Source organism: Methylophilus sp. DMC14 (assembly GCF_056314085.1).
Genome location: NZ_JBQUZA010000005.1, coordinates 14,044 through 29,319, shown reverse-complemented (window position 1 = coordinate 29,319; position 15,276 = coordinate 14,044). Strand labels below are relative to the sequence as shown.

The 15,276-nt window shown below is 52.0% G+C and carries 17 protein-coding genes; 7 read left to right on the top strand and 10 right to left on the bottom strand.

Translation table 11 applies throughout. The annotated features are described in order from the left end of the window. Positions 1 to 290: 290 nt before the first annotated feature. The 5 genes from ACT53C_RS10885 to ribA form a co-directional block, all read right to left on the bottom strand. The gene (locus ACT53C_RS10885) at positions 291 to 860 is read right to left on the bottom strand and encodes a hypothetical protein (protein ID WP_476146108.1); all 570 of its coding nucleotides are present in this window, start codon (positions 858 to 860) and stop codon (positions 291 to 293) included. Between the two features lie 385 nt (positions 861 to 1,245). Beyond that, positions 1,246 to 2,517 carry an O-acetylhomoserine aminocarboxypropyltransferase/cysteine synthase family protein gene (locus ACT53C_RS10880; RefSeq protein WP_476146106.1) on the bottom strand — a complete coding sequence of 424 codons (1,272 nt, stop codon included), beginning with the start codon at positions 2,515 to 2,517 and terminating at the stop codon, positions 1,246 to 1,248. A gap of 94 nt (positions 2,518 to 2,611) precedes the next feature. Beyond that, positions 2,612 to 3,841, bottom strand: a complete 1,230-nt coding sequence (locus ACT53C_RS10875) for an SfnB family sulfur acquisition oxidoreductase (RefSeq protein ID WP_476146104.1) — start codon at positions 3,839 to 3,841, stop codon at positions 2,612 to 2,614. 21 nt (positions 3,842 to 3,862) lie between these two features. Continuing rightward, entirely contained in the window at positions 3,863 to 4,495 is a 633-nt protein-coding gene (locus tag ACT53C_RS10870) for an OmpW/AlkL family protein (protein WP_476146102.1), read from the bottom strand. Between the two features lie 312 nt (positions 4,496 to 4,807). Then, complete coding sequence (gene ribA / locus ACT53C_RS10865) at positions 4,808 to 5,413, bottom strand: GTP cyclohydrolase II (RefSeq protein WP_476146100.1); 606 nt, start codon at positions 5,411 to 5,413, stop codon at positions 4,808 to 4,810. A gap of 189 nt (positions 5,414 to 5,602) precedes the next feature. On the opposite strand from ribA, the gene ACT53C_RS10860 reads away from it, so the two are divergent. From ACT53C_RS10860 to ACT53C_RS10850, 3 genes are read left to right on the top strand one after another with little or no spacing between them, the layout of a single operon-like run. After that, positions 5,603 to 5,929, top strand: coding sequence for a PepSY domain-containing protein (locus tag ACT53C_RS10860; protein ID WP_476146098.1), 327 nt, complete (start codon positions 5,603 to 5,605; stop codon positions 5,927 to 5,929). Further along, complete coding sequence (locus tag ACT53C_RS10855; protein ID WP_476146096.1) at positions 5,929 to 6,594, top strand: winged helix-turn-helix domain-containing protein; 666 nt, start codon at positions 5,929 to 5,931, stop codon at positions 6,592 to 6,594. Before ACT53C_RS10860 ends, ACT53C_RS10855 begins: the two co-directional genes overlap by 1 nt. Then, positions 6,591 to 7,925 (top strand): ATP-binding protein, encoded by a 1,335-nt coding sequence (locus ACT53C_RS10850; RefSeq protein ID WP_476146094.1) that lies wholly within the window; start codon positions 6,591 to 6,593, stop codon positions 7,923 to 7,925. Before ACT53C_RS10855 ends, ACT53C_RS10850 begins: the two co-directional genes overlap by 4 nt. A gap of 17 nt (positions 7,926 to 7,942) precedes the next feature. Here the strand turns inward: ACT53C_RS10850 and ACT53C_RS10845 are convergent, their stop codons facing one another. Further along, entirely contained in the window at positions 7,943 to 8,272 is a 330-nt protein-coding gene (locus ACT53C_RS10845; RefSeq protein WP_275356836.1) for a PepSY domain-containing protein, read from the bottom strand. A 219-nt stretch (positions 8,273 to 8,491) separates the two neighbouring features. Here ACT53C_RS10845 and ACT53C_RS10840 point away from each other — a divergent pair, with 219 nt between their 5' ends. Beyond that, positions 8,492 to 8,749, top strand: a complete 258-nt coding sequence (locus ACT53C_RS10840) for a hypothetical protein (RefSeq protein ID WP_476146092.1) — start codon at positions 8,492 to 8,494, stop codon at positions 8,747 to 8,749. A 9-nt stretch (positions 8,750 to 8,758) separates the two neighbouring features. Here ACT53C_RS10840 and ACT53C_RS10835 read toward each other — a convergent pair whose 3' ends face one another. The 3 genes from ACT53C_RS10835 to ACT53C_RS10825 are packed head-to-tail and all read right to left on the bottom strand — an operon-like array spanning position 8,759 to position 11,993. After that, complete coding sequence (locus ACT53C_RS10835; RefSeq protein ID WP_476146090.1) at positions 8,759 to 9,211, bottom strand: response regulator; 453 nt, start codon at positions 9,209 to 9,211, stop codon at positions 8,759 to 8,761. After that, on the bottom strand, positions 9,208 to 11,190 hold the full coding sequence (locus ACT53C_RS10830) for a hybrid sensor histidine kinase/response regulator (protein WP_476146088.1): 1,983 nt from the start codon (positions 11,188 to 11,190) through the stop codon (positions 9,208 to 9,210). The genes ACT53C_RS10835 and ACT53C_RS10830 overlap by 4 nt, the downstream gene beginning before the upstream one ends. A 2-nt stretch (positions 11,191 to 11,192) precedes the next feature. Then, positions 11,193 to 11,993, bottom strand: a complete 801-nt coding sequence (locus ACT53C_RS10825; RefSeq protein ID WP_476146086.1) for a LuxR C-terminal-related transcriptional regulator — start codon at positions 11,991 to 11,993, stop codon at positions 11,193 to 11,195. Between the two features lie 154 nt (positions 11,994 to 12,147). Here ACT53C_RS10825 and ACT53C_RS10820 point away from each other — a divergent pair, with 154 nt between their 5' ends. From ACT53C_RS10820 to ACT53C_RS10810, 3 genes are all read left to right on the top strand, one after another. Beyond that, positions 12,148 to 12,429, top strand: a complete 282-nt coding sequence (locus tag ACT53C_RS10820) for a hypothetical protein (protein WP_313984150.1) — start codon at positions 12,148 to 12,150, stop codon at positions 12,427 to 12,429. 152 nt (positions 12,430 to 12,581) lie between these two features. Then, complete coding sequence (locus ACT53C_RS10815; RefSeq protein WP_476146084.1) at positions 12,582 to 14,168, top strand: SulP family inorganic anion transporter; 1,587 nt, start codon at positions 12,582 to 12,584, stop codon at positions 14,166 to 14,168. A gap of 49 nt (positions 14,169 to 14,217) precedes the next feature. Beyond that, positions 14,218 to 14,862: a carbonic anhydrase gene (locus tag ACT53C_RS10810; protein ID WP_476146082.1), complete on the top strand. Its 645-nt coding sequence runs from the start codon at positions 14,218 to 14,220 to the stop codon at positions 14,860 to 14,862. 72 nt (positions 14,863 to 14,934) lie between these two features. On the opposite strand, the gene fdx is transcribed toward ACT53C_RS10810, so the two are convergent. Then, on the bottom strand, positions 14,935 to 15,276 hold the full coding sequence (gene fdx, locus ACT53C_RS10805; RefSeq protein WP_194747020.1) for an ISC system 2Fe-2S type ferredoxin: 342 nt from the start codon (positions 15,274 to 15,276) through the stop codon (positions 14,935 to 14,937).

Here is a 15,276-nt window from a genome sequence, read left to right as displayed (position 1 = left end):
CGCCGCAGGAGTTGCATTTGAAACGATAGGAGAGCACATCATCCCAGTGACCCCCAGCAATAAGTTCGGAGAAGGTTGCTTGACATATTGAGTCTGGGTCTTTGATTTCAGAAATCGTTTGATCGGCTAAATTTTGGCCAGCAATCTTGATGGCCTCTTTAAGCTGACTCGGTTGCCGTATGGCGAACCGAACACAAAGATCGTGACACTTTTCACAGGCCATGGACTAGCTACACCTCTAACGCTTGAATTAAGGGGCTGGCTTTAGCCAGTCCCCCTTGAATGATGGGTTATGCATTTTGTGCATGCGATATTAATTGCTGCCAAAAGGAAAAGAGCTCGTCTTTCACCACCGTGAATGACTGCTGGATTTGCAAAAGATCATGAATATGAAGCCTTGAACCCTCTGATGGTTTTTGAGGATTGGCGATAAACAGTTTTCTTTCACCAGAGCCAGAGAGGCGACCGAAAAATATAGTGTTGTGAGCCAATTCGTTTCTACGACGTGAGTACTTTGATATTTTTTCATTCAGAGCGGACCAAACTTTTTTATCTTCTTCTGCAACTCTTTTAGAGCTAGAAACGATAGCGCTAACCATATCAAGTTTTGCACGAAACCCAGTTGTGGAATAAAAAACCGCTGCTGCTGCTTCATAATCGGACGAGCCCAATAGAAACATATATACGCTTAGAAGATTTACCTCGACACCAGACCAAATTGAAAAGCATTCTCCGTAAGCTGTATAAAAGCATACATACGCTGACTCATCTGGCCTTGCTTCCATTGATGATTCCCTGTCCGATGTCGGACCAATAGGCATAAAGTGCATGGCTTGCTTTTCAGGATTTTTAAAATGCATAACGTAATATAGACACCGAAATCGGTGTATAACTTATTTTTTGTATGTGATTGTTTATATGAGTGTCTAGCATATCTTTTTGTTTTTATTGATGATTTTTATTTAAATATCATGCATGGAACACACCTGATGGTTGCACCATTTAAAGCTTTTTATGATTACTAAAGTCAAACTGATTATCTTCAAGCTTTTACAAAAATGCAATATTAAATATTTGCTGTTAAAAGCAGTGGCGACTGTTCAGCCACGATTGGATTGCTGTTGATAACCGATCGTTGGAAAGCAGCTATGTGCTGATAATTTAAGAAAAAAGCGCAGCATTGCTGCTGCGCTCGCATAGTTGCTTTTAATGCCAAAAACCGACATGGTCACTTTTTGACCACCTTTACACCTTAGCCAACGCCTGTTCCAAATCCGCAATCAAATCATCAATATGCTCAATGCCTACCGATAACCTGACCATATCTTCACTCACGCCTGCACGGGCCAGTTCTTCGGGATTGAGTTGACGGTGGGTGGTGGTGGCCGGGTGGCAGGCAAGGCTTTTTGCATCGCCAATATTGACCAGGCGGGTGAACAGTTGCAGCGCGTCAATAAAACGGGTGCCGCCTTCGAGTCCGTCTTGCACGCCAAAAGACAAGATGCCTGAGGCGTGGCCGTTGAGGTATTTTTTTACCAGTGCATGATCGGGGTGGTCTGCAAGCCCGGCGTATCTGACCCATTTTACTTTGGGGTGTTGTTTGAGGTATTGAGCGACCGCGAGGGCGTTGTTGCTGTGGCGCTCGATTCTGAGGGCCAGCGTTTCCAGGCCTTGTAGAATCAGGAAGCTGTTAAACGGGCTGATGGCGGCACCGGTGTTGCGCAGTGGCACGACGCGGGCGCGGGCGATGTAGGCGGCGGGGCCTAATGCCTCCACGTAATTGACGCCATGGTAGCTAGGGTCGGGGGTGTTGAGGCTGGGGAAGCGGGCGGCATGTTCTGCCCATGGAAACTTGCCGCTATCGACAATGACGCCACCAATCGAGTTGCCGTGGCCGCCAATATATTTGGTTAGCGAGTGCACCACAATATCCACGCCATGCTCAAATGGCCGCGACAGAATGGGCGTGGCGACGGTGTTATCGACGATCACCGGCACGCCGTGTTTATGGGCTGCCGCGCTAATGGCCGCGAGGTCCACCACATTGCCTAACGGGTTGCCTATGGTTTCGGCAAATACCAGTTTGGTGCGGCTGTCGATGAGTTTTTCCAGTGACGCCGGATCGCGGTAATCAAAAAACCGGACTTCTATACCTTGTTTGGGCAAGGTGTGCGCAAAGAAGTTATAGGTGCCGCCATACAGCGTCGAGACGGACACAATATTATCGCCTGCCTCGGCAATGGTTTGAATCGCGTAGGTAATCGCGGCCATGCCAGACGCTAGTGCCAGCGCGCCAATGCCGCCTTCCAGTTGTGCCAGGCGCTCTTCTAGCACGGCGGTAGTCGGGTTCATGATGCGCGTATAAATATTGCCTTGTACTTTGAGGTCAAACAGGTCAGCGCCATGCTGGGTATTGTCAAAGGCGTAAGAGGTGGTTTGGTAAATGGGCACCGCAACCGCCTTGGTAGTGGGGTCCGGGTGATAGCCGCCGTGAATGGAAAGGGTTTCTTGTTTCATCGCTCAACTCCTTTATTAATTATTTGAATTTATTATATTGGTATTAAAGTATAACCCCGGTGCGCGGCCGGGGTTATATCATTTGCTTACATGCTTATAACCACGGGTGACGCGGCGGATTCACTTTGTTGAGGTAGTAATTGCCAATGGCGTGAAACTTCCAGCGGACCGGATCATGCAGGGTATGCGTGCGTGCATTGCGCCAGTGACGGTCGAGATTGAGTTCTTCGAGCGTAGAACGCGTACCGCTGAGCTCAAACAGTTTGTTGCCGGCTAATAGCGCGATTTCGGTGGTCAATACTTTGGCTTCTGCCACTGCAATGGAGGCCGCTGCCACCGTGGTTTCGTTGGCTTCTTTCGCTGCCTGGGTCAAGGCATCGGCGGCGCGGTCCAGCAAGGCTTCTGCTGCGTGCAAGCGCAATTCCAGGTCGCCAATTTGCTGGATGGTGTAGGGGTCATCGCTGGCATGCTGGATATCCTTGGCATCTATCCATGGCCGCGCGGACTGTTTTACGTAGTCCAGCGTCGCGGCTATGGTGCCTGCGGCAATGCCTGCATCGACGGCTGCCTGAATAAACTGCGAGCTGGGTCCGGCGATGGTCGGGCGGGCAAAGGCTTGGTAAATCGGCACCACATGTTCTGCAGGCACTTGTACGGTTTCAATCACCACGGTTCCGCTGGCGGTGGTGCGTTGACCAAAGCTGGACCAGTCATTGATCACTGTCAGCCCAGGGGTACCTTGTTTGGCTAGCGCCAAGTACGGCAGACCTTCTTCTGTGGCCGCCACAATCGGAATCCAGTGGGCAAGCAAGGCGCCAGTGGCAAAAAACTTGGTGCCATTGACGACAAAACCTTCGCCATGCGGGGTGATGCGGGTGGCAAACTCGACCACCGTGCGGCTGCCTTTTTCTGAGAAGGCATTGCCAAAGCGGGCGCCTTTGAGCACCAGCTCAAAAAAGAACTGCTTCTGGCTCTCGCTGGCATCCAGGATCAGATGCTCGATAATGACAAAATGGTTTTGCGGTAATTGGCCCAGTGAAGGGTCCGCCGCAGAAATAATTTTTATCACTTCGCCCAAGGTGCGATAAGAGACGCCCGCGCCGCCGTAGGCTTTGGGGATGGTGATAGCCCACAGGCCGCTTTGCGAATATGCGTCCAGTTCGGCCACTGGTAAACGGCGCTCTCGGTCCCGCGCAGAGGCTTCCTTGGCAAAGGTCTCTGCTAACTGTTTTGCAACGGCAATCGCCTCTTCGTCACTGCGAATGCGGTGTGCCGCCGGGAGAGTGTCTAATGCTGGTATGGCAAGTGTATTGGATTGACTCATGAGGGTTCCTTTCACGGGAGATTAAAAGCGATAGCCGACAGTAAGGCTGTAAACCGTGGGGTTGATCTCCACTTTGCCAACATTGGCGCCATTGATTTCTGTGCGCGTATCAATGCGTGCATAGCGGATATCACCGCCCACAGACCAATGCTCGTCAATGGCAACATCTACCCCCGCTTGCACTGCGGGCCCCCAGGAGCTGCCGAGTGACAGTTTGGCGCCGCTATCGAGTTTTTCATCAAGAAAACGCGTGTAGTTGATGCCAAGCCCAACAAATGGCCGTATGGTCGCTTCTGGCCGGAAGTGGTATTGCAGGCTGAGGATGGGCGGCAAATGTTTGGTAGAGCCAGCACGCTCGCCATTGACGTTGATCTGGTGCTTGAAGGCGAGTCCGCCCAGCAGATCGATTGCCCAGTGCGGCGTCAAGTAGTAGCCAATATTGAAGGTCGGGCCGGTTTGACTATCCACCGTCACAGCAGCGGTGTTTTGGATAATACGGCCATTGTGGGATTGAGGATCAATCAATGAAATCCCCGCACGTAATTGCCATGGCGACAGGTCTGTGTCCGCGTGCACGGTGGCAGTAATCATCGACAGAGAGAGGCCGATGGCGATTAAAGGGGAATGGGTAAAGAATGGAAATGCATGTTTCAAGATAAAACTCCTTCTGGTTTTCAAGTCGGCTGTCATGCAGGTACTGCACCACTCGTACGTCAAGAAGGTGACCTAGCTTAACTATCCTTTGCAGAAAGTGTGCCAGGGTAAGATTTTATTAAAAACAAAGACTTATAATTTTTTTGCGTATGGATGACATGCTTTTTGAAAAGCAGCTTGCTGTCAGCGTGCCCTGACAAAGGCAGGCCGCATGCGGATTGAATAAGCGTTTAAGACTGAAACAGGCGTTGCCGACGTCGGCAAATGCTGGGAAGAAGGGCGGTAGATAGAGGGCGATGAAGCGGGTTGCCTTTAAGCAGGTAAATCTGGCAGTAAATGCCCTAACTTGTTGACCTTGGTTTGCAGGTACTTCAGATTGTCAGGCGTAGGCGGCGTGAGCAATGGCACTTGCTGCGCAACGCTGATGCCTAGCGATTGCAAGGCCGTGCGTTTTTCCAGATTGTTGGAAAGTAGCTGGATCGTGTTGATCTCAAAGTATTGCAGCATCTCAGCGGCCGCTTCGTAGGTGCGGGCATCCACCGGCAGCCCGAGGGCGATATTGGCCTCCACGGTATCCAGACCTTGGTCTTGCAGCGCATAGGCGCGCATTTTGTTATTGAGGCCAATGCCGCGGCCTTCGTGGTTTTTTAAATACAGGATCAGGCCCAGGCCGGTTTGCTGGATCAGGCGTTGCGCGTGGTGCAACTGTTCACCACAATCACAGCGTGTTGAGCCAAACACATCGCCAGTTAAACATTCGGAATGCACCCTGACCAGCGGCGACTGCGCGCCTTGCAGGTTGCCGCAGGCCAGCGCAACATGTTCGAGGCCATTGCGGCTATCGGTAAAGACATGGATATCAAACTCGCCAAACTGGGTAGGTAAGCGGGCGGTGGAGCTGTGAGATAAAAATTGCATGATGCGTTGGGCGTTGGATATGTGTGCCAAATCAATATTGTAGCTGCAACCGGCTTTTTAAAGGGCGGGTTTTGAAATAATCCGTCGTCTGTGGCCATGCAGCCAGGTCATGGCCCAATTTAAGCTTGGTTTAAGATGAATGCTGTTAAACTTTTCGGCATAGTCTTTGTTTGCAGGAGTTGAATACGCATGGTTGGGATGCCCCGTCGCGCCAGGAGAGTACTTCTCGCGCTTTTGATCATGTGCGCTACATTAGCCTGCTTGCCGCAGGCCGATTCAGGGGAAAGCCCTGCCAATGCCGGCCGATTGTCTGCCAAAGGTGAAATTCTGAGTCTGGAAAAAATTTCTCAAAAAGCCAGAGCTTACAAACCAGGTGAAATTCTCGAGGTTGAGCTGGAGAAGAAACATGGCCGCTACGTGTATGAGATCGACATACTGGATGCGGGTAGCCAGGTGTGGGAGCTGAAACTGGACGCCAAGACCGGGCAGCTGCTAAAAATGGAGCAGGACGACTGATGCGGTTGCTATTAGTAGAGGATGATGCCTTATTGGGCGCGCAGCTACAGCAGTCACTTGCGCAGGCGGGCTACGCTTGCGATTGGTTGCAAGCGGGTGTTGAAGCCGCGATACAGGGTAGCCTGGAACCTTATGATCTGGCGATTCTGGATTTGGGCTTGCCAGACCGTCCGGGCCTGGACATTCTGGCCGAGTGGCGGCGCAAGGGGCTGGCGTTGCCGGTGATTGTCCTGACCGCGCGTAGCAGCTGGCAGGAGAAAGTCGAAGCCTTTCATGTGGGCGCCGATGACTATGTGACCAAGCCCTTTCACTTGCAGGAGCTAATTGCCAGATTGGCGGCCGTGCATAAACGCACGGTGGGGGTGGTCAGTGGTGAGTTGGTGGTGGACGATCTGCGTTTGGATGAGCAAACGCAAACGGTGTGGCAAGCGCAGCGCGCGCACGTGTTGACGGGCACTGAGTTCAGGCTGTTACGGTATCTGATGCTGCACCCCGGGCGTATTTTTTCTAAAACCGAGCTCACCGAACACGTGTACGCCTATGATGCAGACAAGGACAGTAATGTGATCGAAGTCTATGTGAACCGCTTGCGGCACAAGATCGGCGCTGACCGTATCCAGACCCGGCGCGGTCAGGGCTATGTGTTGGTCGTGCAGGCAGCATGAAGTCTTTACGCACGCAATTGTCGCTAGGGTTGACGCTCAGCCTGGTGGGGTTGCTGACGCTGCAATGGGCGGTGGCGACGTTTACCATAGATCACCTGATTCAGTCGCAGATGACGGCGCGCATGCAGCAGGAAGCAGAAGGAGTGCTCGCCGGTGTTACAGTCAATGCGCACGGTCAATTGGTCTTGGCACCGCATGTGATGACGGCGGCATACCAGCGTCCTTTTTCCGGGCGTTATTTTATTGTGATGCTGGATCAGTCTAAAACCCAATCCCGCTCGTGGTGGGATGTGAACTTGCCGGTGAGCGCGCTCAAGGTGGGTGAAGAGCGGGTCATGCACGTCACCGGCCCCGAGTCGCAGCCACTGTTGTTATTGGGCCATGGCTACCGCAAGCAGCAGCGAACCATCACGATTTATATCGCCGAGAGTCTTGTCGAGTTGCAGCAAAGTTTACGCATGTTTCATTGGTTGTATGGCGTGTTTTCCTTGCTGGGGTTACTGGCACTGCTCGCCTTGCAGCGCTGGATTGTCGTGAATACGCTCTATCCCTTACAGCAGATCAAGGAAAGCCTGGCAAAAGTGGCCAGCGGCGAGTTGCAGCAGATGAATGCCAGCGGTCCGGCTGAAGTCATGCCGCTCATCAATGAGTTTAACCGTATCCTCAAAAGTGCCAGCCAGAAAACCCGGCGCTCGCGGCTGGCTATCGGCAATCTGGCCCATGGGCTTAAAACTCGTCTCGCCCAGCTGCAATTGTTGTCAGGGGACGCCTCACTAGAGAGTGATGCTCAGTTGCGGCAAAGGGTACAGAGCTGTGCCGATGAAATTTATCAGGATGTGGAGCGCGAATTAAAACGGGCGCGCTTGATGGGCGATGCCTATACCAGCCAAACGACGGACCTGGAACTGGTGCTACCCACGCTGGTGGCGACCCTGCAAAAAATCTATAGCGAAAAGACCGTAGGATTTGCCTGGCAGCACGACGGTCAGCCGCGCGTGATGATAGATCGCGAAGACATGCTGGAACTACTTGGGAATGTGCTGGATAACGCATTTAAATGGTGCCACAGCCAGGTTCAGTTAAATATCTCGGTGCAGGCGGAGATACACATCATTGTTGAAGACGATGGGCCCGGTAGCCAGGCTTCAGAACTGGCGGCCTTGCTGCAACGTGGCATGCGTATGGACGAATCCAAGCCGGGCAGCGGATTGGGTCTGGCCATCGTGAAGGATATTGTGCAGCATTATCAGGGCAGCATCGTGCTCGACCATTCGCCACGGCTGGGCGGTCTGCGGGTGACATTCACGCTCAGGCCCGGCGTACAGGCCTAAGCGCTTGAGTCGACCCGTTAAAACCAGTCGCGGTTGAGGCTATTCACTTTGCCAGTCTTGGCATCCAGCGTGACTTCCCACTCTTTGCCCTTGGCATCGACGATTTCCACTTCGTAGTCCCAGCCATCTCTAAATTTGCGGCGTTCCAGCTCTATCTCCTTTACCACGCCAGGCTTGGCTGCCAGGGCTTTGGTCTGTGCCTCCTGCTGCGAAATCAGGCCGAACGCTTTTACCATTTGTTCCATTTTCTGCATATCGTCTTCATCGTCGTCGTCAGCCCAAGCTGGCTGCAACAAGCTGCTGGCAATTAGCAGGCTACTCAATACATAAGGCAGTATTTTGTTCATTTGGGGCTCCTTGTTTCACAATGAAACCTCAAGATACGCAGCTCGCCTTAACTCAAGCTGAAAACGGCTTTTTAATAAAATTATTTTTTAACGCACATTTTTTTAAAGTTTGCAAGGCTGATGTAAGGCATTCTGTACAAAATTATAGTTACCTAATCCGTCTAGCCATATCCATGCTGCAAGACGGCCCTGGTAACCACTTAAATACAGGAGATCAATATGAAAATTTCTAAATCATTGGTTGTAATGGGGATGGCATTATTCACTGTGACAGGGACTGCATTGGCTGATCAAGTCACCTCTATGCAGCAGCAAAATTTTGGTAAACGTCCATTGACAGTAGATGTCGCGGCTGAAAAAGCAGACCAAGCCTGGGAAGGGACCAGTATGAAAGTGACTGATCCAGCACAAAGCGTTGCGCAAACCCAGCGTCAACAGATCAATCTGCGCTTTGCCAGCAAACGCGCTTATCAATAAGCGGTTTGTTTAATGATAGCCCGGCAATTGCAAATCAGGCTGATGTTGCTTGAGCTGGGTGAATAACCAGCGCGTCTCCAGCAGAATCCAGACGCGTAACATGGCCTCCATGGGGTCAAAAGGTTTGGTTAAAAAATCTTTTGCCCCCAGGGCCAGCGCCCGTCTACGGGTGGCAATCGTCGCATCCGCAGTCAGCACCAGCACCGGCAAGTATTCATTGTGGCCGACATGGTGCGAGAGCTGGTCGAGCACGGCAAACCCGTCCAGTACCGGCATCATCAAATCCAGCAAGATCAAATCAGGTTGAAAGGCGTTGACCAGATCCATGGTCTTGGTTGGATCTGTGGTGCTGATCACCTGCTCAAACCCTTCTTTGGTCAGCAGCTCTTCGAGTAAGCGCAAGTTGGCTTCAGCATCATCAATAATCAGAATTTTGGACGCACGCAGTTGTTCTATGTTCATGAGGCAGACTCTGGTAATAATTTAAGCAATAGCTGGTTGAAACTGGCTACATTTAATGGCTTGGTAAAATAATGTGTAATGCCCAGCTGACTCAGGCGCTCCCTGGTTTCCGGCAAGGCATCCGCACTTAACACGACGATGGGCATGGACCGCAAGGACTGCCGCTCGGCCTGTATGTGCTGAATCAGTCTCTCCCCCGAACCGTCTGGCAAATTGAGATCCAGCAATAGCAAATCTGGCTGCATATCCCTTAACCAAACCATGCTTTCCTGCAGGTTGGCAGCCAGATGCAGCTTGAGGTGACGATGCTTGCTCACAATCGCTTCAATCAGGGCCTGGTTACTCGGGTTGTCTTCCACGTACAAAATAGGCCGTTTGCCGGTGGAAGGGGTGGTGACCGGCTGCACAGGCGCGCCTGGCTCCACCGGCGCAGACACATGCATGGGCTGGGGGGGTGCATTAGGCTGTGCCGGCAGGCTGATCCAGAATAGGCTTTTATCTTCAGCGACCCCGATTTGCCCGCCCATGGCGTCCATCAGTTGTTTACTGAGCACCAGCCCCAAGCCGGTGCCTTCCGTCACGGTACGTTCGGCGCCGAGGCGGTCAAATGGCGTAAACAGCCGTGAGCGCATCGCGAGCGGAATGCCTTTGCCCGCATCCTCGACCTCTACGCGTACCTGACCATGCTGGGGATAGGCCCTGAGCTTGACCACACTGTTTTCGGGGCCATATTTCAAGGCATTCGACAGCAGATTGAGCACCACTTGCAGCAGCCGCTGACGGTCAGCCTGTACGGTCAGGGCTGCTGCAAACTCGGTCTGAATCGTGATATCACGCACCTTTTCCAAGGGCTTGAGGTAGTGGTAAGCCTCTTCTAGCAGACCATTCACCGAGACGTGTTCCAGCGCCATGTCGATATCGCCACTTTCAATACGCGAGATGTCCAGCACCTCGTTAATCAGCTTTAACAGATGCTGGCCCGCATTGTGAATCAAGGTTGCGCTGTCTTTTTGCCGCCCCTCGGGCAAGTCATTTTCCAGGATCTGGGCAAAGCCTAAAATGGCATTGAGTGGCGTACGCAACTCATGACTGGTGCGCGACAAGAAATTACTTTTTGCGGCGCTGGCTTCTTCGGCTTCTACCCGTGCCAAATGTGCCTCCTGTGCACTCTTTGTCAGCAATTGTGAGGCATGCTCCAGCTCACTGGTCAGCTCACCGAGCTCGTCGCGGCTTATGCTGGGCAAGGCCAGTGGTTCGCCTTTGACCAGATGGGTGGCACTGTCACGGATGGTCCGCACCCTGGCGACGATGGTCTGGCTGAAAAGCCAGACACCAATCAGGGAGCCTGCTACCCCGGCGATGACCGCCATCAGCGTAATGCGCAAATTGCGTTTGCGCTCAAAAATCACTTCTTTCTTGTCTTGCTCGACGATGGCTGATTCGCGCGCGCTCATCTGATTCAAATGGTTGCGCAATTGATTCAAGGCTTTGCCTTGTGAGGAAAACTTTGTAATCAGCGCCTGGTCGGCTTCCTGTGCTCGGTGACTGGCCATCACGGCCAGGTCTTCCAGGTTTTGGGCGACCAGCGGATGAATGACATTGAGCAGGTGTTGTTGCGAGGCATCGTCCAGATTGGTTTCGAGTGAGTGCAGCAAATGCGGCATACTTTGCTTGGCGCTTTCGTAGCCAGTCAGAAATTGCCGGTTACCCGTGAGTAAAAAGTCTCTTACGCCAGTGGAGGCTTCCAGCAACAAGGTTTGCAGGGTCTGGATATCCTGCTGGATTTGCAAGGCATTCTGTACCCGTCTTTCGAGCAGGGCTGCTTGCTGTTCACTCTCGAAAATCAGCGCCAGTGATGCCAGCAAGACCGTGAGCGGCAAGGCATTGAGCACGATCCCCTTGGTGGTGAGCGATAAATCCTGCCACAGCCGGTTCATGCGGTTGCTGAATTGGTGTAGGCCTGCCACGATCCACTGCATGCTTATAGTCCGTCGCTGCTAAAACCGGCTTCAACCGCCTTGACTGCCGCTTGGGTACGGTCCCGCAAGTCCAGTTTGCTTAAAATACGTTCTACATGAATCTTGATCGTGCCCGGTGAAATGCCCAGCTTTTGCGCCAGGATGGCATTGCTGGCGCCGGAAGGTAACAAGGCAAAGACCTCGCGTTCGCGCGGGGTCAGTTTTTGCAGCACGCTGTCATCAATGTTAGTGGCAGTGCGGGTGGATTGTTGCAGGGCAAATCCGATCAATCCGCACAGGCTATACAATAGCTGCAGATTGGCGGGGCTAAGTGGATTGCTGGTCATGAGTGCCAGCAGGCCAACCGCCCGCTGCTGGACGGCAATCGGCAGATGATAGCAATGCAAGGTGGGTGCTGTGCCTGCGGGCGGTTGTAGCGTCCATAAGCTGGCGACATATTGAGTATGCACTTCAAACGTGATGGGTTCCTTGAGCCATAGCGCCAGCGCACCCAGCATAGGGATACGCGCACCCACCGGATAGGTATTGCCTCTTTGTGCCAGAATTTTGAGCGCCCCGGCATGCTGCTGGCTGATCAGGGCATGCGGCGCACCAAATTGTCCGCTTAATTCATCCAGTACCCATTGCAGCAGGCTCTCTGACCAGCCATGACTGAATAATTGCTGCCCGAGCTTTTCAAACAGGCGTTCATGCGCGATTTGTAACTGATTTTGTTTGAGGGCGTTGCGCAGGGCAAATGCACTTTCCGTGGCAGGGGAGTTTGCAGTATGGGGTATGGGTGAGTGAGCACTGTCGTTAGGCATATGCCATTTAGTATATACCGAACTCCGTATATTGGTTGATTTTTTATTGTCAGGCCCCGTGCACAATGCTTGATCTGGTTATCAGGCAACGCATCGTGGTGCAGGAGATACCCGGCGTCATTGAGATGAATCAGTGACACGAAAAGGATAAACAATGAAAAAATTATGGTTGGCAGTCATCGCTGCATTTGGTTTAATGGGTTCAGTCCATGCGGATGATGTTGATCAGGCGCAAGCGGTGAAGCAACAGCATCATCACAACTTTTTGAGCAAACGGCCTTATGCAAAAGTGCCAGTTGCCAAACAGGATGCCGATGGCAAATGGATTGGCGCAGGCATCGTGACTGACAAGCCTGAGAAGGGCTTTGACAAGCACCAGCAAATGCAACTGCATTTTATCGGCAGGCGTCCTTACACTGCGCCCATGGCTGACTAAGGCGGCACTGAACAAGATCGGGTGGGAACAGGTCAGCGATGGCCGTATTCCCTCCGTTGCACACTGGTGATCGTACATCCCGCATACAGGCGGGGCTAGTATTTAAAAAAATGATGATAAAAACGAATAAATTAAAAGAGGACTGATACACCATGTCAACCGATACTCAACGGTCAGGGCCGTTGTCATTTTTAGCGCATTTGAACCGCGACCTGCCGGCTTCGATTGTCGTCTTTTTTGTCGCCTTGCCCCTGTGCCTGGGTATTGCACTGGCTTCTGGCGCCCCTTTGTTTTCCGGCGTGATTGCCGGGATTATCGGTGGCATTGTGGTTGGCCTCGCCAGTGGTTCGCAACTGGGGGTGAGTGGACCAGCGGCCGGCCTGGCGGTGATTGTGCTGGCCGCCATCAGCAACCTGGGCTCTTATGAGGCATTTCTCGCTGCGGTCGTACTGGCCGGGGTGTTCCAGTTTTTGCTGGGCCAGTTTAAAGCCGGCTTCATTGCTTATTTTGTGCCATCTTCGGTGATTAAAGGCATGCTAACCGGCATCGGCTTGCTGATTATCCTCAAGCAGATTCCGCATGCCTTTGGCTATGATGCGGACTTTGAAGGGGACGAAGCCTTTGAGGAGGCAGGCGGCCACAACACATTTAGTGATATTTTGCAGGCCTGGGATTTATTGACGCCAGGCGCCATCCTGATTGCCGCTGTTTCCTTTGCCATCCTGATTTTTTGGGATGTCTATTTGAGTAAAAAGCATCGTGTGTTTCAAGTGCTGCAAGGGCCGATTGTGGTGGTGTTAACCGGTATCGCGCTCAACTGGGCGTTTATGCATGAATGGCTGGACTTTAAACTGGCGGCAGACCAGATTGTGAGCTTGCCCGTTGCCAGCACTCTCGGCGACTTCGCCAGTTTTTTCACCCACCCGGATTTTAGTCAGATGGCTCAGCCTTTGGTGATCAAAACCGCATTGGTGATGGCGATTGTGGCCAGCCTGGAAACCCTGCTGTGTGTGGAGGCGACGGACAAACTAGACCCGCACAAGCGTGTGACGCCGACCAACCGTGAGCTCAAGGCGCAGGGGTTAGGCAATGTTTTGTCTGGCCTGATTGGCGGTTTACCCATCACACAGGTGATCGTGCGTAGCAGTGCAAACATTACCTTTGGTGCACACACAAAAATGTCAGCGATACTGCATGGTTTCTGGTTACTGTTGAGTGCCATCACCATCGCCAGCCTGTTGAATATGATTCCGCTGGCCAGCCTGGCAACCATTCTGATTATGGTCGGCTATAAGCTGGCCAAACCCAGCCTGTTCAAGCAGATGTATGCCTTGGGTTGGGAACAGTTTGTGCCGTTTGTGGTAACGATTGCCGCGATTGTGTTGACTGACTTGCTGACCGGCATCGGCTTGGGCCTGGTGGTGGCTATTTTCTTCACCTTGCACCATAGCTATCGTAATTCGCATTACATCAAGCAAACGCGCTCGAACGAAGAGGGCCGCGAAGTGTATCATCTCGTTTTGGCCGAAGAAGTATCGTTTTTTAATAAAGCGAGCATCCTCGAAGTCCTGGCATCCATCCCGCGCAATAGCAAGGTGGTGATTGATTGCACCAATAGCAAATCCATCGCCTATGATGTGGTGGAGTTTATTCAAGACTACCAGCAACAGGCCAAACTGAAAAATATTGAGGTTGAAACCATCCAGTTTAACCCGCCCAAATTTATGCTTGGCCATTAAGATTTTGGCTGATCAATAATAAAAAACTGATTATTAAGGATAGATTGATATGTACAAACATCCCTTGCTCGACCGTGACAAAATGACCCCGCGCGAAGCGCTGGAGATTCTGGTCGAAGGCAACCACCGATTTACCAGTGATCTCGAGCAGGACAAGGACTTCAAAAGCCTGATTCAAATCACCAAAGATAAGCAACACCCGTTTGCTTCATTCCTCAGTTGCAGTGACTCCCGAGCACCGGTGGAGTTGTTGTTTGATCAGGCGCTGGGCGATGTGTTCAGTGTGCGTCTGGCAGGCAATATTGCCTCGGATAAAGCGATTGGCAGTCTTGAATTCGCCAGTAAATACCTCGGCAGCAAACTGATTGTGGTCATGGGGCATAGCTCTTGCGGCGCAGTCAAAGCGGCTTGTGACGATTTTAAAGACGGGCATATTGGTGAGATTATCAATCTGATCAAACCCTCTATCCGTCACGAAAAAACAGTCTCCGACCCGTCGCAGCGTAATTCCAAGAATGGCGACTTCGTGGAAAAGATTTGTGCACTCAATGTGAAATATCAAATCGATACCATCATCCGCTGCAGTGATATTGTCGATGATATGCTGCAAAGCAAGCAAATCGGTATTGTTGGCGCGGTTTATGATATCTCGAATGGTAAAGTGGACTTCCTTGAAGAGACATTTATTGGCTAGTCGTTGGTCTGGTACAAATAAAAAGCCGATGCATGCATCGGCTTTTTTTGTGGGAGCGCAGGAGTCAGGCGCTTAGTGGTTACCCTCTTTGGCCAGATTGATGCTGTATTTCGGAATCTCGACCGTGACATCCTGATCTTGCAACACAGCCTGGCAAGACAAGCGTGAATGCGGTTGCAGGCCCCAGGCACGGTCCAGCATGTCTTCTTCATCTTCTTCGATCTCGTTCAGGCTGTTAAAGCCAGCGCGCACAATGACATGGCAGGTGGTACAGGCACACACGCCGCCACAGGCATTATCAATGTCTATGTCGTGCTTCAACAAGGCGTCGCAAATCGAAGTCCCTGAGGCTGCTTCAATCACGGTGCCTTCCGGGCACAGTTCAGCGTGGGGAAGTATGGTAATTTTAGGCAT

Excerpts from the sequence above, each read along its gene's own strand:
- ACT53C_RS10830 (WP_476146088.1), bottom strand. The coding sequence starts at position 11,190 with ATGCAGTGGATCGTGGCAGGCCTACACCAATTCAGCAACCGCATGAAC.
- ACT53C_RS10820 (WP_313984150.1), top strand. The coding sequence starts at position 12,148 with ATGAAAAAATTATGGTTGGCAGTCATCGCTGCATTTGGTTTAATGGGT.
- fdx (WP_194747020.1), bottom strand. The coding sequence starts at position 15,276 with ATGCCTAAAATTACCATACTTCCCCACGCTGAACTGTGCCCGGAAGGC.
- ribA (WP_476146100.1), bottom strand. The coding sequence starts at position 5,413 with ATGCAATTTTTATCTCACAGCTCCACCGCCCGCTTACCTACCCAGTTT.
- ACT53C_RS10845 (WP_275356836.1), bottom strand. The coding sequence starts at position 8,272 with ATGAACAAAATACTGCCTTATGTATTGAGTAGCCTGCTAATTGCCAGC.
- ACT53C_RS10855 (WP_476146096.1), top strand. The coding sequence starts at position 5,929 with ATGCGGTTGCTATTAGTAGAGGATGATGCCTTATTGGGCGCGCAGCTA.
- ACT53C_RS10815 (WP_476146084.1), top strand. The coding sequence starts at position 12,582 with ATGTCAACCGATACTCAACGGTCAGGGCCGTTGTCATTTTTAGCGCAT.
- ACT53C_RS10810 (WP_476146082.1), top strand. The coding sequence starts at position 14,218 with ATGTACAAACATCCCTTGCTCGACCGTGACAAAATGACCCCGCGCGAA.
- ACT53C_RS10860 (WP_476146098.1), top strand. The coding sequence starts at position 5,603 with ATGGTTGGGATGCCCCGTCGCGCCAGGAGAGTACTTCTCGCGCTTTTG.
- ACT53C_RS10875 (WP_476146104.1), bottom strand. The coding sequence starts at position 3,841 with ATGAGTCAATCCAATACACTTGCCATACCAGCATTAGACACTCTCCCG.
- ACT53C_RS10825 (WP_476146086.1), bottom strand. The coding sequence starts at position 11,993 with ATGCCTAACGACAGTGCTCACTCACCCATACCCCATACTGCAAACTCC.
- ACT53C_RS10840 (WP_476146092.1), top strand. The coding sequence starts at position 8,492 with ATGAAAATTTCTAAATCATTGGTTGTAATGGGGATGGCATTATTCACT.
- ACT53C_RS10850 (WP_476146094.1), top strand. The coding sequence starts at position 6,591 with ATGAAGTCTTTACGCACGCAATTGTCGCTAGGGTTGACGCTCAGCCTG.
- ACT53C_RS10885 (WP_476146108.1), bottom strand. The coding sequence starts at position 860 with ATGCATTTTAAAAATCCTGAAAAGCAAGCCATGCACTTTATGCCTATT.
- ACT53C_RS10835 (WP_476146090.1), bottom strand. The coding sequence starts at position 9,211 with ATGAACATAGAACAACTGCGTGCGTCCAAAATTCTGATTATTGATGAT.
- ACT53C_RS10880 (WP_476146106.1), bottom strand. The coding sequence starts at position 2,517 with ATGAAACAAGAAACCCTTTCCATTCACGGCGGCTATCACCCGGACCCC.